Source organism: Leeuwenhoekiella palythoae (assembly GCF_020310025.1).
Lineage (GTDB): Bacteria > Bacteroidota > Bacteroidia > Flavobacteriales > Flavobacteriaceae > Leeuwenhoekiella > Leeuwenhoekiella palythoae.
Map to the genome: position 1 here is coordinate 106,292 of NZ_CP084318.1, position 20,679 is coordinate 126,970.

Consider the following 20,679-nt stretch of genomic DNA (forward strand, 5'->3'; position numbering starts at 1 on the left):
TTTAGAATCTACTAAAAGCCCATTATGCAACCCGATGATTTAATTTTAAGATTACAGCAGAAAGACGAAAAAGCTTTTGAGCAACTGTACAGCATGTATTCTGAAAGTATTTTTGGTGTGATCAATAGCGTTCTTCACAATACCGAAGCATCTGAAGAAGTATTACAAGATGTTTTTATTAAAGTTTGGGATAATTGCGCATCCTACTCTTCTAACAAAGGAAGATTCTTTACTTGGCTTCTCAATATCGCAAGAAATGCCGCTATTGACAAAACACGGTCGAAATTGTTTAAGAATCAAAAGAAAAACCTTACTCAGGAATATTTCGTAGATATTCTTGAAAACAAAACAAGTTTTTCGAGTAAAGTCGATGCGATAGGTATTAAGAAGTATATTAAAAAATTGGGCGAAGATTGTAAAAATGTGATCCACCTTTTATTTTTCAAAGGGTACACACAAAAAGAGGCTTCAGAAGAATTAGATATTCCGCTTGGTACTATTAAAACCCGTAACAGACTTTGTATAAACAAACTTAGAGCTATATTGGTAAATTAAATGGACATTCAAGAATACATAGAATCAGGAATTCTAGAGCTATATGTTTATGGCGCCTTGACCCCACAGGAAAGTGAAGAGGTTTCAAAAGTGCTTAAACAATATCCTGAAGTACAACAGGAAGTAGAACAAATAGAAGCTGCCTTACAACAGCTGGCAACAGCAGCCGCACCATACAATCCAGAAGAAATGCTTGCCGCAATTAAGGCAAAACTTTTAAACTCAAAAGGTGTGGTTCAATTACAGCCGGCAGCAGCAAACAAACGTACCCGCTTACTCTCTTTTATAAGTGTGGCGGCTTCAGTTATATTCCTAATCGGAATTTTTATCTTACTCAATCGAACAAACAACTTGCGTGATGAACTGAAAGTTGTTCAGATCGAAAATACTAAGTTAGAAAGCAAGCTTCAGTATTCTGAAGAAGCATTGACAGAATCTAAAGAGATCCTTGCGGTAATTCGCGATCCGCAGGTTACTAAGGTTCCGCTTGCAGGACAGCAGGTTGCACCCGATGCTTATGTTACCGTGTTTTGGAACAAAGAAAATAATAAAGCCTACATAGATGCTTTAGGCTTACCGGAACCTCCAGAAGGTATGGTGTATCAAGTATGGTCATTAACCCTTGATCCACTTACGCCAACAAGTATGGGACTTTTAGATAATTTTAGCGAAGATGAGAACAAGATATTTACGCTCGAAAATCCTAATGAATCTCAAGCCTTCGGAATTACCTTAGAACCGGCAGGTGGTAGCGCAACGCCTACAATGGAGCAATTGTACACCTTAGGTGTGATTGAAAATAATGCATAAATAACATTTTTTAAGTCTTGCAGTATTTTATTGTGAGCAATGAAAATTAAAGAAACTGCGTATTAAAATGTAAAAGCCTCTCGATCGAGAGGCTTTCTTTTTGTATAAAATTCGTTCAAATCATATAGGGATAAGGCATAAAAAAAAGAATCACCTGCCTTCTCCAAAACAAGGTGATTCTTCAACTAACAAAAAATCCAAAAAAACTAATCAACTAACCAATTGATAATCTTCCTTTCCATAATTCTCCAAAGTAAATGAGATTTGGATTCTTTGGAATTTAAAATAGTTAAATGCCCAACTTAACTTATTTACTACATTTACGAAGTATTTAAGGGGACGGTTTTTAGCAACGTGATTTTTTTTTAAATTTTTGAAATTAAATTCACTTAACGCTTTGACTATCTGACAAATACAAGATGAATTTTTAAGGCATTTTTTTATGAATCCTTCTTCTACCGGGTGGATCGCAAAGCATCAGCCGGTTGTAAATCAGCTTATTACACAACAGCATTTGCAATCGCAAGAGCTGTACGATCGCATACTTAAAACCGGATTTTTCTATGGCGTTTCGGTTACTACAATGAGTTACGGCGCCAAGGAACCGCTTCGCTGGACAGAAATTGAGCGTACCAAACTCAACTTTTTTGACTGTCTGCATTTCGTTTATTACCAGCAATATCAAGCTGAAACCGGTTTTTTTGATAAAATCACTGCATTTTACAGCGAACTCAACCCAAGAGCGCATCGCTACTTTTCAGGATTTTCTAAACCAAAACCTACTGCGGCTTCCTTAGAAAAAATCATTCAAGAACGCATTCAGACCAATGAAGCAACGCTTCAGAAAAATTTCAGCAATCTCATTACAAACGCGCTGTTATTTTTAGATGTGCTATGCTTTGAGCATTTTCTTAAAGATCCGGAAGATCTCAATGCTTATGCCATACAGCTAGAGGCTACGTTGATGAATGTGATCTGGATGGCGCTTTTGCAAAAAGAAGAAAAAGAGCATTATGATAAACTGTTGCTTAAACTTTTTGAGAAATCACTGCGTTACAATCGCAATTTGAAACAAGAGGCACAGACCTTGCAAGAGCTGCCTCTTGAGCATTTTAATACGCTATTTGCCAAGCGATACGCGCTAGATCTCGCGGCCCTGGCGATCTGGGATGATGCCAAACTGGATAAAACCGAATTCCTTTTTCTGAATTCCTTTGGTACCATTTTAGAGCTCCCAAAACACATTATCGATCAATCGACTACCTACGTTCACGACTTTATTCAAGACAACAGGCATCGTATTTCATACCTCAACTACAGCAATCCGGTAAAGCATTTTTATAACCAAACCAGCCAAACTGTAAAAGTCTTGATCCTGCGGAATAAAAAGCGTCTTCTACAAGAACTTGCTGAGAGTAAAGATTTAGTAGTATTGCTTGGGCAATCTACCGTGAGAGACCTGAGTAAAGCGGAAAAAAAACGGGTAAAGACACAGCTTTTAGACATTTGTAAAAGCGTACCTTCTCTAGCCATTTTTATGCTTCCGGGCGGTGGTGTTCTCTTACCGTTACTCATTAAATTCATTCCGGAATTACTCCCGAGCGCCTTTAATGATAACCGTATAGATCTTACTGCTGATAAAGATCGCGATACGCCCTAACTGTTAACAGTTTATCAAATAGCGAAGGCTTTCTAAAGTTATTTAGGAAATTCGCTTATGCTTAAACTTATAACCAAATTCAAACTCTTTATTGCCAACCTCACCGGCAAAATTGGCTTCTACCCTTCACTCTTTGCTTTTGGCGGGTTACTTTTTGGCTTCGCTATGCTTTATGCCGAAGATAAAGGCGTTAGTTCGTTTTTGATTGAAAACGCGCCACAGCTTGTGATCAATGACGCCGATACCGCACGCACACTGTTAAGCACCTTTATTGGCGGTATTATTTCGCTTATGGTTTTTAGCTTTTCGATGGTGATGATTTTGCTCAATCAAGCCTCTAATAACTATTCGCCTCGTATTCTTCCCGGACTGATTTCAAATAAAAAACATCAGAATGTTTTAGGCTTTTACATCGCCACGCTTATTTATTGCATTCTTATTCTGTTGAGTATTAAACCAACTGATAATAAATATCAGTTACCGGGATTTGCTGTACTTGTTGGTATTGTATTAAGCATGCTGGTTTTGGCACTGTTTATCTATTTTATTCATTCTATTTCTGAAGCCATACAGATCAATAAGATCATTGAATCTATTTATCATAAGGCTAAAACCCGGCTCGAGCAACTCATCAAACAAACCGACGAGGATTCGATGCAAAGTAATTTTCCAGATACCGAAAACTGGCACGCAGTTGAAGTGAATCGCACGGGATATTTTCAAACCATCGCCGTAGATGCACTCTTAGAGCTTTGCGAGAATTTAGACTGTAAGGTAGAAATAAGCGTTCCTAAAGGTACTTTTATTCTAAAGGGAATTCCCATTGCCAAATGCAGTAAAGAGCTCGATGAAGAGCATCAAGAACAGTTATTGACGTGTTTTGGTTTTTCGCGGAGCGAAATCGTCACCCACAATTATATTCTGGGATTTAAGCAGCTTACTGAAATCGCTGTCAAAGCTATGAGTCCGGGGATCAATGACCCCGGAACCGCAATTACCTGCATTGATTATCTATCAGAATTGTTCGCCCTGCGTCTTAGAAAGAAAGATTTCAGTTTTATAGCAAATCAAGACAACGAAGCAGTTATAAAATTACGCACCATAGACTTCAAGGAACTTATTTACTTTGTTTTTGCTCCTTTAAGAGCGTATTGCAAACACGATGTGGTTATGCTTCACAAGATGCTTACCGCACTTTACTTTTTGCTACAGAGCGATAGCGTGCTTGATGATGCTGAAACTATAATTCTTAACGAAGCCAATCTCATTCTTGAAGATGCCAAAGCTGCGATTGAAAACAAAGATGATTTAAAAGGAATCTTTAGTATTCGTTCTAAAATGCAGGCTATAAATGGCACTCAAAACGCTTTAGTAGAGTTAGCCGATTAAGAAAGCCAGAGTTTAAAATCCTTAACGCGCTCTCTGCTTACAATAATCTCCTGATCTTCCGCTGCTTTTAATTTGAGTTGAAGTCTCGAGTTGGTATAGCTTATAATATCCTGAATGGCGTTGACGTTGACGTAGTATTTTCGGCTTACTCTAAAGAATACATCAGGAGCTAATTCTTCTTCGAGTGTTTCTAAAGTGGTGTCTAATAAATAATCCCGTTTATCTAACGTGCGTGCATAGGTGCCTTTATTTTCGCTGTAAATGCAACAAACATCTTCGATATTGATCATTTTAATATGCTGCCCGATTTTTACTGTAAAGCGTTTTTTGTACTCTCGTTCTACAGGATTAACCCCGAGTAACTGCCGGATATCATCAAAATTGAGTTTGACATCTTGTTTTTGAGGTTGTTGCTTTTTAAACTTTTTTACAGCAGCTTCCAACTCCTCATCATCAATGGGTTTCAGGAGATAATCAATACTATTCAGTTTAAATGCCTGAAGCGCATACTCATCGTAAGCAGTGGTAAAAATGATGGCGCTAGTCACCTCAACGGCATCAAAAATCTCAAACGACAAGCCGTCGCTCAGCTGAATGTCTAAAAATATCAGATCAGGATGCTCATTATTTTGAAACCATTCTACTGCTTCCTCGACCGAATTGAGCTGAGCCAAAACATTTAATTCTAAAGCTTCAAGCATTCTTGATAAGCGGCGTGCTGCCGGTTTTTCATCTTCAATGACTAGTACATTCATTTCTTTCTTTATGTTTTATTCCCACTTGTTCAGATCTGCGCGCTGCGCTTCTTCCCGATCTAAATATTCTTTAATTTTTCGTTCTTCCCAATTTTTATACGATCTATTGATAAAATTACCTTTATGCACCATAATGTAATGAATCATAAGACCTATTCCCCAGCCCACGAGCATAGAAACCGGTGACCACCAAGGTATATAGCCGCTGACGGCTCCGCGGTCAAAAAGACCAAAATAAAACAGTAAATAGACTCCATTTATAGTTAGGTAAACGCTTAAGTGACTGTACCAAGCTTTGATATCTTTAACACGCTTTTGCGCACGTTCAAAAGAAGATTTTTGATTTTCCATAATTTCCATATTGATTATTCCCATCTTCCCATATTAGATTGTGACTTTTTATCGCGCTCCATAAATTCTTTTATTTTACGCTCTTCCCAATCTCTACTCATAAAAGGATTCCAGTCAAAAGCTTTTGCTGCTTGAAAGATCAAGCCTATTCCCCAGCCTAACGCAGCCCATAAAAACCAAGGATGACGTAATCCATCAATCCAATAATTTAGTCCGGCCAGGGCTCCGATCACGATGATATAACTGATGATGCCGCCATAAAACTTTCTGATCTCACCAACTTTTTCTTTGGCTTGCAAGTATCTGTTTTCTTTGTCAAAATTTTCCATTGTAAAGCGTTTTAGTGATTAATTACTCTTCAAAATTGCGGGAATTGCATAAAGAATTGAATTATAACTTACCCGACTGTCATTTTTTAATACTGAATTGTAACTAACGATCTTGATCCTTTTTCATAAGCTCTCTAATCTTGCGATCTTCCCAGTCTTTGCCCAAAAACGGATTCCAGCCAAAGACTTCCATTCCATGAAAAAATACGCCCAGCCCCCAACCCAAAGCCGGGAAAATAGCCCACGGAAAGCTGGTCGTATAATAGTTTAAAAGCGCCAATCCCGGAATAATGATACAATATAAACTAAGATTAATATAGAAGCCTTTAAGTTCTTCTACGTGCTTTTTAGCCATCGTATACTTTTTGTCTGATAAGTACTGCTCTGTATTCATAACTGTTGATTTTAATTGATGTTTGAGTTTTGGTATTTTGATTATAAATTCACTTTCGGTTTGCTGAATGAGGACTTCCCTTGAGGTCAATAAGCCGTAGCGCTGTTTGATGTTGATCAGTCCTACGCCACTGCTTTTTGCCATTACTTTTTTGGGCTGAAGATTATTACGCACCACCAGATAACCGGCTTCTTCTTCGATGCTTATATACAACTTATGATTTCCACTCACCACATTGTGCTTAACCGCATTCTCTAACAAGAGCTGCAGCGCCAGTGGAACCACTTTGGCATCAGGATCTGCAACAGCTTCGGGCAGTTTAAAAACAATACTATCCTCATACCGCATTTTTAAAAGCGTCATATAGGTTTTAGCAAAAGCAAGCTCTTCGCTTAAAGAAATCAGCTCTTTATTTTTCTGCTCGAGAACGTAGCGATATACTTTAGACAATGAAGTGGTGAACTTTTGTGCCTGAAGCGGGTTTTCTTCTATAAGACTGGTAAGCACATTTAAACTGTTGAATAAAAAATGCGGATCTAACTGATTTTTTAAGGCGTCAAATTGTGCCGAAGCCGTACCGGCAATGATTTTTTGTTCTTTTACCTGGCGCTCCTTTTTATATCTATAGTAGAAGAAAAAATAAAAAATAGCATTACACACCAAAGCTACCACAAGCGGAATGCTGTAATCAATCACTTCTTCCTGCGAGAAAAAGAATTGCAGCGTCTTTCCGTAAAGCACGGTAATAATGAATAGTCGAATGAAAAACACCCCAATTACCGTGATAAAAACACTCGCCGGAATGGCTTTAACCAAGTGTTTGAAACTATATAGATGATGTTTATACTTTTTAAAGAAAAACTTAAACACCTGCATATTGAGCATATACAACACCACAGAATACAACATGCTTATCGCAAAATCCAGCGCTAGATCGCTATTAAATTGTATGGTGTTGCCTCCCATCAAGTGAATGAGTAAAAACACGATATAAATGGCAACGCCAACGGTGACAGCCTTTAGAAATTCAGATAACAGATTATTCATCAGTTGCAATTAAAAAAATGGATGGAGCTATAGTGCTCTCGCTTTTAAAAGTATCACAATCTTCATAAACAACTGCGGTAACTTCCTGCGATATACTGTTCTTTATAGACTGTGTTTCGGCGCAAGACTGCACTCCGGTTGAAGCCAATGTCCATTCTAATATTAAGAGAATAACTTTTACCATAACCTAATAATGTTTTGATTAAGCAGTGTAAAAGTGTACAAACGCAAAGAGGTCTGACAGAATAAAATACCGAACTGTCAATTTTTAAAGACCAATTGTAATTAGAAATCCTTTAGGTATTTGCGTTAACAATCCTATAAAAACTTTTAGCACTCAAGGTATTTAATAATTTTGCTGAAAACCTACACCCTAACCTATGTTCATTCGCAGAATAGTTTACTGTTTTTCAACACTTTTAGCACTAAGTCTACTGCATTCTTGTGCTAGTAAACACACGCAATTTAGAGACCCCAAAAACACCATAATTAACACCGAAACGGATACCTCAACGTATCGAAGCGTTTTCCTTTTAGGCAATTTAGGATCCGGAAAAACCGGTCCCAATGAAACCTTGCTACAAGCCTTTAATACGCATCAAAAGCAAATGGCAAAAAAAGACGATTACCTTTTAATTTTAGGTGATAATGTCTATGCTAATAAACTGAACAAAGGTCCAAACAAGCAACAATTGGAGCGCATTGTTACTCTTACCGAAGCTTTTAAAGGCGAAACGTTTATCATTCCGGGAGAAAATGACTGGAATGATCACGGTGTAGAAGGTCTGGAAAAAATAGAAGATTATATAGAAAAACAAATGGGGAAAGACAATCATTATCAGCCTGAAAATGGCTGCCCCATAGAAACCATTACGGTTGATGCTCAAACCGAAATCATCATTGTTGACTCACAATGGTATATTGAAGATTGGAGTAAACATCCGGGATTTAACGATAAGTGCGCCATTAAAACAAGAGCACAGTTTCTCACGCTTTTAAAAGATGAAGCGCGCAAGGCCAGACACAAAAACGTGTTGCTTGTGATGCATCATCCCCTATTTTCTAATGGTATTTACGGCGGAGAAATGAGTACAAGGGCGTTCTACAGACCTACTGCCGAGAATTCTTATGTACCATTTGCCGGCTTTTTATGGGCATTCGCAAGAACGCAAGGCGGTATTTCTAAACAAGATCAATTCAATCCGCTTATGAATGATCTGATGAGCGAGATCAAAAAAATGGCGATCGATTTACCGCGATTATTTGTACTCTCTGCTCACGAGCATTCTATGCAGTACATCGAAAATCAAAACATACGCCAGATGATTTCGGGAACTGGTAGCAAAACTGAATATGTACGCTTAGGGAAAGATGGAAAATTTGCATCAGTACAAGCGGGCTTCGCCGAATTGCGCTTGTACAAAAACGGTGCTTCTTCTGTGCATTATTACGAAATAAATCCTGAAGACCAATTAGAAGAACGCTTTTCAAAATTAGCTTACGATAAGCCCGAAGCATTTCTGGTAGATAGTTTGCCGCAACAATTCAATGCTACTCAAAAAGCGAGTATTTATGCCAAAGAGGAAGTTGAAGTTACTGAACGCTATGAGAAATTTTGGGGTAAACACTATCGAGATCTCTACGGGTTAGAGATTGATGCTCAAGTAGCAACCATAGACACTTTACACGGCGGATTGCAGGTAGAACGTGCAGGCGGCGGACATCAAACGCAATCGCTAAGACTGGTAGACGAGGATGATCGCGAATATAACATGCGTGCTCTTGCAAAGGATCCTTTTGCATTCTTAAAATCCTCAGGTTATGATAATTTGGATGCAGAATCCTATTTTTCAGGCACGATTCCCGCCCGAATTATTGAAGATTTTTACACAGCATCGCATCCTTACGGTGCATTTGCTATTCCACGTCTAGCCGGTGCGGCTGATCTCAATCATACACATCCTAAGGTCTTTTATATCCCTCAGCACAAAGAATTAGGTGACTTTAATAAAACGCACGGAAATCGCTTGTATATGCTTGTAGAAAAGCCTGATGATGACTTCAATGGCACGCATATGTTTGGCTTCAATGAAGATGTAGAGAGTACCGCAGATCTATTTGAAGCGATTAGAGAAGATGAGAAAAACAGAGTTGTTGAAAAAGACTATATCAGAGCACGAGTATTTGATATGCTTGTGGGCGATTGGGACCGTCACGAAGATCAATGGCGCTGGGCTGAGCAAGAAGATGAAAATGAGGTACACAATTATATCGCGATCCCACGAGATCGTGATCAGGTATTCTCAAAATTTGATGGAAAAATGATTGCGTTCCTGCAAAAATTTATGCCGGGAACACGCGAGTTGGGTAACTATGGACCAGACATAAAATATGTGGAAAAATTTAGTGAGAGCGCAATAAACTTAGACCGCGCACTTTTGCAAAAATCAAATAAAGAAGATTGGTTTGAAGCTGCAGCATATATCCAGCAAAATATCACTCCGGAGGTTGTGACTAAAGCTTTTAAAGAAATGCCTGTTGAAGTGCAAGATGACAATTGGTTGCAACTTCAAGAAGATATTTTGGCCCGAAAAGCGAATCTTCAAGACATTGTATCACGTTATTACGATTATTTCATTCGTTTTCAAACCTTGAAAGGAACCGATAAAGATGATCACTTCTACATCTCACGCAATGCAGATGGCAGCACCAGCGTAAAGGCCTATCGTATCAAGGATGGTGAAGATGGCTACGAGTTATTTGATCGCAAATTTACTCCAAATGAAACCGAAGAAATTTGGATTTACGGTCTTGATGATGACGATATCTTCACTGCAACCGGTTCTGGCCCCGGAAATATAAAAATTGTCATAGCAGGTGGTCAAAATGACGATGTATATGATCTAAAAAACGGAAAAGGAATTACCATTTTTGATCAGCCGGATGGAAACACAATTGAAAATTTAGGAGGCGCACGTAAACGCTTTAGCAGTGTTTATGAAAATCATATTTATGACTCAGAACGTCGTCCTGAAAAGGCAAAAAAAATAAATATAGAATTACCTTATAATCCAGATTGGGGCGTAGCTCCTCATCTAAGATTTGCCAGTCAAAATTTAGGTTTCGAACGTCATCCGTTTACTTCACAATTCGTTTTAGATGCGCAATATTTTTCTTTAACCCAAGCGGCAATTTTCAAAACAGCATATCACACAGCCAATTTTTTCCCGCAGTGGAATTTAAAAATAGGCGGTCTTGCAACTACACATAATTACACCAGAAACTTTTTTGGCTTCGGAAATGAAACGGTGAATTCTGCCAACAATTTAGATGAAAATCGCATTTTCTTACAGCAGTTTGAAGCTGAAACAGGTATGTATTACATCGGTGAATATGGTAGTTCATTTGAAGCTTCGATAGCATATCAAAATTTTAAACCCGAACAATCACTTTACATAAATACATTTAATTCACTGAATAACAATAACTATATTACTTTAAAATCAATTTATTCCTACAAGAGTATAGACGACTTAAATTTTCCTACACGCGGGATGCATTTTGAAGCTTCAGGCTATTACAGTGACAATTTGGAAAATCGGGAAACCGTAGTAGCTGCCGACCCAAAAATCACCTTTTGGAACGCCATAGACACCTCTAGAAATTTGGTCCTAAAAAGTGAAGTCGCAGGTCAATTGCGTTTTGGAAATGAAATTCCATTTTACCAGTCGGCATCTTTAGGTGGGAATTCCGGATTGCGAAGTTATCGCTTAAATAGATTTTCTGGTGACCAAGCTTTGCGAGGTTCTGCAGATTTAATTTATAAAATAAAACCGATTAAAACAGCAATTTTCCCGCTACAATCTCATCTTTTTCTAGGCTACGATTTAGGTCGAGTTTGGCACAATCAAGAGTCTTCTGAAGTGTGGCACGACAGTTTTGGGGGCGGGCTTAATTTAAGTATGGGCGGATTTTTAAATAGTAGTTTTGGCTATTTTACCGGCAGTGAAGGTGGCAGGTTTCAGTTTAGTATTGTACTCGGCGCACGATAACAAAATTCAGGCATTTTAGGAATGTAACACGTGTTACCCTAACACTGCTTTGGGTGTCTTATATTTGCTCTATAATTGAAATTATAAAGTCATGAAAATTGAACAAATATATACCGGCTGCTTAGCCCAAGGTGCTTACTATATAGAAAGTAATGGTGAAGTTGCGATCATAGATCCGTTAAGAGAGGTAAAACCCTATCTTGACAAAGCTGAAGCCGCAGATGCAAAAATCAAATATATTTTTGAAACTCATTTTCATGCAGATTTTGTGAGTGGTCACGTAACACTCGCTAAAGAGACCGGTGCACAGATCATTTACGGGCCAAATGCAAACCCGGCTTTTGACGCGGTGATCGCTAAAGACAATCAGGAATTCTCTTTAGGTGAAGTGACGATAAAAGTACTTCATACTCCCGGTCACACTATGGAAAGTACCACTTACCTCCTTAAAGATAAAGATGGAAAAGATCACGCGATTTTTAGCGGAGACACCTTATTCTTGGGAGATGTAGGACGGCCGGATCTCGCCCAAAAGGCAAAAGAACTCACACAAGAAGATCTTGCAGGTTATTTATTCGACAGCCTTCGCAATAAAATTATGCCATTAGCTGATGATGTTATCGTTTATCCTGCGCACGGTGCAGGTTCGGCTTGCGGTAAAAATATGAGCAAAGAAACGGTGGACACTTTGGGTAACCAAAAGAAAACCAACTACGCGCTGCGTGCCGATATGAGCAAGGACGAATTTATCGCAGAAGTGACTGATGGTTTGCTTCCGCCTCCCTCTTATTTTCCGCTCAATGTGAAAATGAACAAGGAGGGCTACGATCATATTGACGAGGTACTGGAACGCGGCACACAACAACTAACTCCCGAAGCGTTTGAAGCTGCCGCAAATGAGACCGGCGCCGTGATCTTAGATGTACGTAAAGCAGCAGATTTTGCAAAGGGCCACATTCCACGTTCTATTTTTATTGGCATTGACGGAAGTTTCGCTCCTTGGGTTGGTGCTTTGATCGCAGATACTGCCCAGCCTATACTTTTGGTGGCACCAGAAGGACGTGAAGAAGAAACCGTCACCCGTTTGTCTCGTGTAGGGTTTGATCAAACCTTAGGCTATTTAAATGGTGGTTTTGAAGCCTGGAAAACTTCAGGAAAAGAAATTGATACTGTAACCTCTGTTGAAGCCTCAAATCTTGAAGAAGCAGTGCAATCTGATGCTGCTACTCCGGTTTTTGACGTGCGCAAACCTGGCGAATTTGAGTCTGAACACCTTGAAGTTGCCCAAAGCACTCCTCTGGATTTTCTTAACAAGCACTTGACTGAGTTTCCTTCAGATAAAGTTTTTTACGTGCATTGTGCAGGAGGTTACCGCAGTATGATCGCAGCAAGTATTTTAAAAAGTCGCGGAATTCACAATTTAATTGATGTAAAAGGAGGCTATAAAGCAATTAAAGAAACTGAATTAAAAAGAACCAATTACGTTTGTCCTTCAACGCTGAAATAAATCACCTCGGGATGAGTCCGGAAGCACTTAAAACCAACTAATTTCTGAACATTATGAGAACGATCCTTTTTCTATCTATGTTTTTAATGAGTCTTGGTGTTTTTGCGCAAGAAAGCAATCACGTTATTCTCAGTAAAGAATTGTTTGAAGCAAGCATTCAGACTAATTCCGAAAGCTTACAAAGAAATATTCAGTTGGTAGATGTACGCAGACCGGAAGAGTTTGAAGCGGGCAAGATCGAAGGTGCGGTCAATATGAATGTCTTGGAACCTGAAACCTTTAAAGAGCAAATAGAAACGCTTGACAAATCAAAGCCGGTTTACATTTACTGCCGCTCTGGAAATCGCAGCGGAAAAGCTGCAATGCTTATGCAGGAGCTTGGTTTTAAAGCGATTTATGATCTTGAAGGTGGTTATCTCAATTGGACTTCATCAAGCGAAACGAAAGCGACAGAGAAAAATCATCAGTAAACGATCACGTTTTATTTTAGCTGTTAACAGCAGAATAACCAATATAAAACGGCTCAAAGCAAATAGCTTTTGAACCGTTTTTAGTTACGATCCTAATGCTGAAATCTTTTAGATCAAAATATTATTAAGAAGTATAAGAGGCTCTTGATTTTTTTATTTCAGGCATATGTTGATTGGCCCAAGCCACCAAACTTTGAATATGCGGAATAAGCGATTGTCCGCGTTCTGAAAGTCGATATTCAACCCGTGGTGGAATTTCGGGGTATTGTTTTCTAAAGATCAATCCGTCTGCTTCCAGGCTTTTTAAAGTGACTGAAAGCATTTTTTGAGACACTGATTTTATGGTTTTATGTAATTCATTAAACCGCATTACTTCTTGGTCTTCAAGCAGCAATAATACCAAGGTAGACCATTTGTCACCAAATCGATCCATTACATTACGTACCGGGCAATTTTCGGCATCACCAAAAAATTTTAAAGATTTTTCGCTCATAACAGGTTCATTTTCAGCATTACTTACTTTTATGTTAGTTGACTACGCAAGCGTAAGTTCTTCCATTGGTCAAAGATACGTTTTATCTTTGCTTACCAAAAGTTAGTTAATAACCAAAAATAAAAATAATGAGTACGTTTTTAATAACCGGGGCAACCGGAGGTTTAGGAAGTAGTGTTATCAAAGCACTTTCTAAAGATGTCAACCCAAACGAGATCGCGGTTCTTGTAAGAGATGCGCAAAGCGAAAAAGCCCAAGAATATAAAGCTCAGGGCTTCGATTTACGTATAGCAGATTACAACGATGCCGATGCTTTGACCAAAGCATTTCAAGGAATCGAAGTTCTATATTTTGTATCCGCAAATGATATTTTTTCAAGAGACGCTCAGCATAAGAATGTTATCGAAGCTGCTGAAAAGGCAAAGATCAAACACGTGATTTACACAAGCGCAGGTCGTAAAGACGAAAGCCAAGAATCTCCTGTTGCGGCTGTCATGGATGCACACATCAAAACCGAAAAATGGTTACAAGAGTCAGAAATGCTATATACCATTTTGAGACACAATTTATACACAGAGGTAGTACCGATGTTTTTAGGCGACAAAGAATCTTTACTAAACAGTAAAACGATATTCTTACCTACAGGAGATGGCAAAACCGCTTTTACGTCTCGTAACGACTTAGCTGAAGCAGGTGCGGTTGTATTAAAAAATCACAAAGCACACCAAAATAAAATCTATACACTTGATGGTCAAGAAGCAGTTGACTTTACTAAAATCGCTGCTATTTTGAGCGAGATAACCAAAGAAGAAATAAGTTATGTTTCTCCTGATGTTGATACGTTTAAAACTACCATGACTTCTTACGGAGTTCCCGAAGATGCTATTGGTATGATGCTTTCTTTTTCTTTAGGAATCGCGCAAGGCGAATTTGATTCTGAGAGAAAAGATCTTGAAAAATTACTAGGCAGAAAACCTCAGGCTTTAAAAAGCTTCCTAAGCGAAGTGTACGCCTAGACCGGACTTATACCAAAAGAGCTGTCACAAAAACGACGGCTCTTTTTATTATATAATGATTAAACTTAGCGCTCTTTTATCTCAGGGCCGCCTTCTTTACCCACGATGATCAAGGAAGTCGTATCAAGAAAAAGTCCGGTTTCTACAATCCCGGGAACTTTCAATAGTTTTATTTCTAAGGCTTTTAAATCATCAACCTTGAGAATATCAATATCAATGATATTATTGTTTTCATCAGTACGGTATGGGTCATTACCTTTCATACGCTGAACAGGCCGTAAACCTTCATCCTCTAAAAAGCTTACTATTTGCTTCGTCGCAAACGGAATTACTTCCACAGGAAGTTTAAAGGCTCCTAGTTTTTTTACGTCTTTACTGCTATCTGCGATAATGATATTAAACTTGGTATTCCAAGCTAGAATTTTTTCGCGAAGCAAAGCTCCGCCGCCTCCTTTTATAAGCTGAAAATCGCCGTCAAACTCATCGGCTCCATCAATGGTAATGTCAATTTTTTCAATTTCGTCAAGCGCAACGATTTTGATCCCCAGCTGTTTTGCAAGTTTTTCGGTAGCATCAGACGAGGGTACACAAGTAAGGTTCATTCCATCGGCGACCAGTTTGCCCACCGCTTCGATCATATGCTTAGCCGTAGAGCCGGTACCCAGACCTACAACCATATTATCTTTAATGTGTTTTACCGCCTCTAGTGCGGCTTGCTTTTTTTCCTGATCAGCAGTCATTGTTTTAGCTTATGAAAATTTGAGCTTAAAAATAGGGTTATTTTTTCAGCAATCGCGCATATTCTTCAGGAGTATCTATATCCCAAACGCGATCGCGAGCATCGAGTTTGATCACTAATGTACCAGGGCTATTGAGTAATTCTTTCGCTCCTTGATCACCAGAAAGTCTCTCTAATTCTTTAAAATACTGCATCGGAAAAACGGCAGGAACTCCATTTTTTTTTCCGTAGTCTGAAGCTACACAGCTCTGGAGATGTTCAGTTGCGGTTTGAATTAACTGCTTTAAATATTCCGCATCAATCAAAGGTTGATCAGCAAGCATCACCAACACCGCGTCCAGATTATTCACTTCAATATTTTTTATTCCGCAAGCGATGCTGCTTCCCAGTCCGTTTTTCCAATTCTTATTTTCAATCACGGTTACAGCCGTATCTTGAATGCTGTTTACTACTGCTTCAAAATGAGCTCCAAGCACACAATATACATTTTGCATCCCGGTAGCCAGGGCCTGATCAATGGCATTTCCTAGCAGGGTGGTTCCATTAAATTCTAGGTTTTGTTTTACAGTTCCCATACGCGAGGCAGCTCCCGCAGCAAGAATTAGAATAGCGATGTTCATAGTTCTAAAATAATTTATTTTAACCGTAGCGCTTCAGTTACGCACGAAAACTTCTTCAAAATTTAAGCATTTACTTAACTTGCTTCGTTTAAAACCAAAGCCCATGACTTTAGTATTTGCCACACATAATGCCAATAAACTCCAGGAAATTCAAGCGCTTATGCCTGCGGAAATTCAGCTGAAAAGTTTAACTGATATTGGCTGCACAGAAGATATTATTGAAGATGCCGCAACTATTGAAGGTAATGCGCAGATCAAAGCGCGCTACGTAAAAAAACATTATGGTTTTGATTGTTTTGCTGATGATACCGGTTTAGAGGTTGATGCCTTAGACGGTGCACCCGGAGTGTACAGCGCAAGGTATGCGGGTCCGCAAAAAAACGCAGATGACAATATTGACAAACTCTTAGAAGCACTCAAAGATGCGCCCGCAAGAAAAGCGCATTTTAAAACTGTAATCACCTTGATTTTAAATGGAGAGGAGCACAATTTTGAAGGCATTTGTAAAGGTGAAATCACACAACAAAGAACCGGAACGGGCGGCTTTGGTTATGATCCGGTTTTCAAACCTGAGGGTTACGAGCAAACCTTTGCTCAAATGCCGCTTTCGGAAAAAAATAAAATCGGACACCGAGGAAAAGCTACTCAACTCTTAATCAATTTTTTAAAAAACTAAGCTTAACTCGCGGTTTACTCATTTACAAGGAGTTAACACTTCTTAAAATCAAGCCAAAACAAGTTGCTAAATTTTTGATTTACAATTATTTAAATCAATTTAGTCAATCTCTTATTCTTACGCCAATTAACTGTATCTTTGCGCCCTCTTAAATCGACGATGATTTGAGATAATTTTTTTATATGAGTACATTTAAAGCGTTAGGACTTAATGATGCCATCTTGCAAGCTGTAACCGATATGGGTTTTACAGCTCCTTCTGAAGTGCAAGAAAAAGCCATCCCGGTCCTACTTAGAGAGGAGACCGATGTCGTGGCCCTCGCACAAACAGGAACGGGTAAGACGGCCGCATTTGGTTTTCCGCTTATTCAAAGAATTGATGTAAACAACCGCAATACCCAAGGCTTGATCCTCTCGCCTACCCGCGAACTTTGTTTACAAATCACCAACGAACTTAAAAACTATTCTAAGTTTGTTAAAGGCTTAAATACCGTAGCAGTTTACGGTGGAGCTAACATTCAAGAGCAGGCGCGCCAGATAGGTCGTGGTGCTCAGATTATTGTTGCAACTCCGGGGCGTATGCAGGATATGATGCGCCGCAATATGGTTGACATTACCGGTATAGATTATTGTGTGCTTGATGAAGCTGATGAAATGCTTAATATGGGTTTTTATGAAGACATCACCACTATTCTTGCTGACACCCCAAAAGATAAAAAGACGTGGTTGTTCTCAGCAACTATGCCTAAGGAAGTAGCTGCGATCGCTAAGCAGTTTATGAAAAAACCTATTGAGATCACAGTAGGCACCAAAAATATGGGTGCTGAGAATGTTTCTCACGAATACTATATGGTAAACGCCAGAGATCGCTATCAAGCTTTAAAACGTCTTGCTGATGCGAATCCTGAGATTTTCTCGGTGATCTTTTGTCGAACCAAAAGAGATACGCAGAAAGTTGCAGAAAACCTTATAGAAGACGGTTATAATGCTTCGGCGCTTCATGGAGATCTTAGTCAGAACCAGCGTGATCTGGTGATGAAAAGTTTCCGTAATCGTCAAATTCAAATGCTGGTTGCTACGGATGTTGCTGCACGAGGAATTGACGTAGACGACGTAACTCACGTAATCAACTACCAGTTGCCTGACGAGATCGAAACCTACACCCACCGAAGCGGTCGTACCGGTCGTGCGGGTAAAACCGGAATTTCGATGGTTATTGTTTCTAAAAGTGAGATGCGAAAGATCAGAACTTTAGAAAAGATCATCAATAAGAAATTTACGCAGAAAGAAATTCCAACAGGGATGGAAATTTGCGAAGTACAGTTGATGCACTTGGCGAATGACATTCGTAATACCAAAATCAACGAAGAGATCAATCCGTACTTATACAGCATCAATGAAGTATTAGAAGGATTGAGCCGTGAAGAGGTTATCAAGAAGGTATTTTCGGTAGAATTTACGCGTTTCTTCAATTACTATCAGAAAGCTAAAGATCTTAATGTTGCCGTTCAGGCAGACCTTAAAGAAGAATCAGGAGAATCTACGCGCTATTTCATCAATGTGGGCGCCAAGGATGGCTTCGACTGGATGAATCTGAAAGATTTCCTTAAGGAAACTACAGGTCTTGGTGACGGAATTTATAAAGTAGATTGCAAAGACTCGTTCTCCTTCTTTAATACAGATACAGAACATAAAGACACTATTCTTGCGCTGTTTGAAGATTTTAAACTTCAAGGAAGACAGATTCACGTTGAGATCACCAAAGACACACGCGGAGGCGGTGGCGGCGGTAAACGCAAACGTGGCGGAAAAGGCAAAGGCCGAAGAAACGATGATGGTTTTAGCGGTGGTCGTAGCAAAAAAAGCGATAGCAATAACGGATTTAGAGGTAAGTCTAAAAACTCTGGTGAACGTCGCGGAAAAAGTAAACCGAACAAAAAAGAGAATAAAAGTCCGTTTTCTGGCAAACGCCGAAGAAGAGACCGATAATAATTGGAAAAAAAGGAGACGGATTTGTCACGTTTGGTATGATTTTTCCGTCTCTTTTTCTAAATTGGCATCCTCTATGAAAAAAATCCTATTTCTACTGCTTTTAATCGCAGCACCTGTTTACATTTTTGCTCAGGAAACCACCCCTACCTCAGCGCAACAGGAAGAAGCCTTATTTATAGAAGGAACCGTTTTAAACTCTTCTACCGAAGAACCGCTGGAAGGCGTTAACATCATTAACCTAAATACAGTAAAAGGAACCATCACCAAACCTGATGGAACGTTTAGAATTAAAGCAACTTCAACAGATACCTTATATTTTTCTTTTTTAGGTTTTAAAAGTCTACAAGTGCGCGTAACCAATGACTGGAAGCGTTTTGGGGATGTAAAAGTTAAAATGACTGAAACAGGTATCGCTCTGGAAGAAGTGGTTGTAAAAGATGTTGAGCTTACAGGATATCTTGAGATCGATGCTAAAAATGTACCGGTATACAAAAACGTGCGGTATAGTATTTCGGGATTAGAAAGCGCCTATGAAGCCGGGAACTCGCAGCCCGGAGCTTTTGACAAGGTTATGAGTGCTATTTTCAATCCGGCTGATTTTCTCAACAAAGTATTTTCAAACAAAGGTTCGCAAATGCGAAAATTGCGTCAGATGAAAGAAGATGATAATATTAGAGATCTTCTGGTTACTAAATTTGATCGCGAAACTTTATCTGCTTTACTTCAAATCCCACGCGAGGATATTGAAGCGATCTTAGGACGTTGTGATTATTCAGAAAGCTTTGTAAAAACCGCCAATGACCTTCAGATTTTAGATGCATTAAGCAGCTGCTACGAAGAATACAAAGTGCTCAATAGAGATCGCTAAACTTCAAGATTTTTATTGCTCGGAGAACTGATCTTCTTGATCAACGTTATTAGTGAAGTGAGCGCCCATACGCCTTCAAGAATCACAAAAGGTAAATAATCTAGCAGAACGCTTGCAGTACAAGCGATGGTTGCTCCTATAAAATTAAGCAGAATAAAACTCCAACTTTCTGGTGTGATCTTGCCTGTAACATTTAAAATGTATGCAAGTAATATCTGAAAAACTCCTATAGCACCTAACCAATCTACTAGATTCATTCTTTTTCTGCTTTATAATTCTTTACTAAAGCTTCATAGTCTTTTAGATTACGCTGTAGCCAAAGTGTTTTGATTTCCTTTATATCTTCCGGCTTTAATTGCCAATCTAATGTAGAATTGCGCATACGATGCGTTAACTCCTGAAGTAAAATGGCAGCACAAACCGAAATATTCAAACTTTGTGTAAAGCCGTAAGTCGGGATATAAATATATTCATCAGCGCCATCGATCACCGTTTCTGTGAGCCCATCTTTTTCACTTCCGAAGAAAAGTGCAGTAGGCTGATCTAGTTTAAAATCTTCTAGTTTATGAGCCGTATGATGCGGCGTGGTTGCGACAATGCGATACCCTTGCTGCTTCAATTGCGCTAAAGCTTCTTTTGTAGCATCGTAACGCTTAACGCTCGTCCATTTTTGAGCGCCCATCGCGATTTCTCTATCTATACGCTTGCCTTTTAATTCTTCGATCACGTGCACATCCTGAACACCAAAAGCATCGCAACTACGCATAACGGCACTTGTATTATGCAGATGCCCAACATCTTCAATAGCAACCGTTAAAAAGCGTGTACGTTCTTTTAAAACCTGCTGAAACAAGTCTTGCCTGCGCGGGGTTAAAAAGGTTTCTAAATAGTTGATTAAATCCTCACTCATAACCGCCGAAAATATAAAAACCCGACCAATAAATGGCCGGGTTTATA

Annotated in this window: 21 protein-coding genes; 11 read left to right on the plus strand and 10 right to left on the minus strand. The window is 39.1% G+C overall.

Going from position 1 to position 20,679, the window contains the following annotated elements; genetic code table 11:
- Positions 1-24: 24 nt before the first annotated feature.
- The 4 genes from LDL79_RS00375 (at position 25) to LDL79_RS00390 (ending at position 4,414) form a co-directional block, all read left to right on the plus strand.
- Entirely contained in the window at positions 25-555 is a 531-nt protein-coding gene (locus LDL79_RS00375; protein ID WP_225598698.1) for an RNA polymerase sigma factor, read from the plus strand.
- Entirely contained in the window at positions 556-1,365 is an 810-nt protein-coding gene (locus LDL79_RS00380) for an anti-sigma factor (protein WP_072982518.1), read from the plus strand.
- A gap of 442 nt (positions 1,366-1,807) precedes the next feature.
- On the plus strand, positions 1,808-3,025 hold the full coding sequence (locus tag LDL79_RS00385; protein WP_225598699.1) for an LETM1-related biofilm-associated protein: 1,218 nt from the start codon (positions 1,808-1,810) through the stop codon (positions 3,023-3,025).
- 57 nt (positions 3,026-3,082) lie between these two features.
- Positions 3,083-4,414, plus strand: a complete 1,332-nt coding sequence (locus LDL79_RS00390) for a DUF2254 domain-containing protein (RefSeq protein ID WP_225598700.1) — start codon at positions 3,083-3,085, stop codon at positions 4,412-4,414.
- On the opposite strand, the gene LDL79_RS00395 is transcribed toward LDL79_RS00390, so the two are convergent.
- From LDL79_RS00395 to LDL79_RS00415, 5 genes are all read right to left on the minus strand, one after another.
- The gene (locus LDL79_RS00395; RefSeq protein WP_225598702.1) at positions 4,411-5,169 is read right to left on the minus strand and encodes a LytR/AlgR family response regulator transcription factor; all 759 of its coding nucleotides are present in this window, start codon (positions 5,167-5,169) and stop codon (positions 4,411-4,413) included. The two genes, LDL79_RS00390 and LDL79_RS00395, sit on opposite strands and share 4 nt — an antisense overlap.
- 15 nt (positions 5,170-5,184) lie before the next feature.
- Positions 5,185-5,544: a 2TM domain-containing protein gene (locus tag LDL79_RS00400; protein WP_072982527.1), complete on the minus strand. Its 360-nt coding sequence runs from the start codon at positions 5,542-5,544 to the stop codon at positions 5,185-5,187.
- Positions 5,535-5,849, minus strand: a complete 315-nt coding sequence (locus LDL79_RS00405) for a 2TM domain-containing protein (protein WP_072982529.1) — start codon at positions 5,847-5,849, stop codon at positions 5,535-5,537. Before LDL79_RS00405 ends, LDL79_RS00400 begins: the two co-directional genes overlap by 10 nt.
- 103 nt (positions 5,850-5,952) lie before the next feature.
- A complete protein-coding gene (locus LDL79_RS00410) occupies positions 5,953-7,290 on the minus strand; it encodes a 2TM domain-containing protein (RefSeq protein WP_225598703.1) in 1,338 nt (445 codons plus the stop codon).
- Positions 7,283-7,474, minus strand: a complete 192-nt coding sequence (locus LDL79_RS00415) for a hypothetical protein (protein WP_225598704.1) — start codon at positions 7,472-7,474, stop codon at positions 7,283-7,285. Before LDL79_RS00415 ends, LDL79_RS00410 begins: the two co-directional genes overlap by 8 nt.
- 196 nt (positions 7,475-7,670) lie before the next feature.
- Between LDL79_RS00415 and LDL79_RS00420 the strand changes: the two genes are divergently transcribed.
- The 3 genes from LDL79_RS00420 to LDL79_RS00430 all read left to right on the plus strand — a co-directional run bounded on the left by LDL79_RS00420 (position 7,671) and on the right by LDL79_RS00430 (position 13,319).
- A complete protein-coding gene (locus LDL79_RS00420; RefSeq protein ID WP_225598705.1) occupies positions 7,671-11,342 on the plus strand; it encodes a bifunctional metallophosphoesterase/BamA family protein in 3,672 nt (1,223 codons plus the stop codon).
- A gap of 91 nt (positions 11,343-11,433) precedes the next feature.
- Positions 11,434-12,849, plus strand: coding sequence for an MBL fold metallo-hydrolase (locus LDL79_RS00425; protein ID WP_225598706.1), 1,416 nt, complete (start codon positions 11,434-11,436; stop codon positions 12,847-12,849).
- A 53-nt stretch (positions 12,850-12,902) separates the two neighbouring features.
- Positions 12,903-13,319 carry a rhodanese-like domain-containing protein gene (locus LDL79_RS00430; protein WP_225598708.1) on the plus strand — a complete coding sequence of 139 codons (417 nt, stop codon included), beginning with the start codon at positions 12,903-12,905 and terminating at the stop codon, positions 13,317-13,319.
- 124 nt (positions 13,320-13,443) lie between these two features.
- Here LDL79_RS00430 and LDL79_RS00435 read toward each other — a convergent pair whose 3' ends face one another.
- Positions 13,444-13,812, minus strand: coding sequence for a winged helix-turn-helix transcriptional regulator (locus LDL79_RS00435; protein ID WP_225598709.1), 369 nt, complete (start codon positions 13,810-13,812; stop codon positions 13,444-13,446).
- 128 nt (positions 13,813-13,940) lie between these two features.
- On the opposite strand from LDL79_RS00435, the gene LDL79_RS00440 reads away from it, so the two are divergent.
- A complete protein-coding gene (locus LDL79_RS00440) occupies positions 13,941-14,828 on the plus strand; it encodes an SDR family oxidoreductase (protein ID WP_225598711.1) in 888 nt (295 codons plus the stop codon).
- 65 nt (positions 14,829-14,893) lie between these two features.
- Here LDL79_RS00440 and rpiA read toward each other — a convergent pair whose 3' ends face one another.
- Together rpiA and LDL79_RS00450 are read right to left on the minus strand one after the other, a co-directional pair.
- Complete coding sequence (gene rpiA, locus LDL79_RS00445; protein ID WP_225598712.1) at positions 14,894-15,568, minus strand: ribose-5-phosphate isomerase RpiA; 675 nt, start codon at positions 15,566-15,568, stop codon at positions 14,894-14,896.
- A gap of 37 nt (positions 15,569-15,605) precedes the next feature.
- The gene (locus tag LDL79_RS00450; RefSeq protein ID WP_225598713.1) at positions 15,606-16,187 is read right to left on the minus strand and encodes a nucleotidyltransferase family protein; all 582 of its coding nucleotides are present in this window, start codon (positions 16,185-16,187) and stop codon (positions 15,606-15,608) included.
- A 103-nt stretch (positions 16,188-16,290) separates the two neighbouring features.
- Between LDL79_RS00450 and LDL79_RS00455 the strand changes: the two genes are divergently transcribed.
- The 3 genes from LDL79_RS00455 (at position 16,291) to LDL79_RS00465 (ending at position 19,722) form a co-directional block, all read left to right on the plus strand.
- Positions 16,291-16,863 (plus strand): non-canonical purine NTP diphosphatase, encoded by a 573-nt coding sequence (locus tag LDL79_RS00455; RefSeq protein ID WP_225598714.1) that lies wholly within the window; start codon positions 16,291-16,293, stop codon positions 16,861-16,863.
- A gap of 182 nt (positions 16,864-17,045) precedes the next feature.
- On the plus strand, positions 17,046-18,851 hold the full coding sequence (locus tag LDL79_RS00460) for a DEAD/DEAH box helicase (protein WP_225598715.1): 1,806 nt from the start codon (positions 17,046-17,048) through the stop codon (positions 18,849-18,851).
- A gap of 76 nt (positions 18,852-18,927) precedes the next feature.
- Positions 18,928-19,722, plus strand: a complete 795-nt coding sequence (locus LDL79_RS00465) for a carboxypeptidase-like regulatory domain-containing protein (RefSeq protein ID WP_225598716.1) — start codon at positions 18,928-18,930, stop codon at positions 19,720-19,722.
- Here LDL79_RS00465 and LDL79_RS00470 read toward each other — a convergent pair.
- On the minus strand, positions 19,719-19,979 hold the full coding sequence (locus LDL79_RS00470; RefSeq protein ID WP_225598717.1) for a CBU_0592 family membrane protein: 261 nt from the start codon (positions 19,977-19,979) through the stop codon (positions 19,719-19,721). The genes LDL79_RS00465 and LDL79_RS00470 overlap by 4 nt on opposite strands.
- Positions 19,976-20,632 (minus strand): TrmH family RNA methyltransferase, encoded by a 657-nt coding sequence (locus LDL79_RS00475; protein ID WP_225598718.1) that lies wholly within the window; start codon positions 20,630-20,632, stop codon positions 19,976-19,978. The genes LDL79_RS00470 and LDL79_RS00475 overlap by 4 nt, the downstream gene beginning before the upstream one ends.
- Positions 20,633-20,679: the final 47 nt, after the last annotated feature.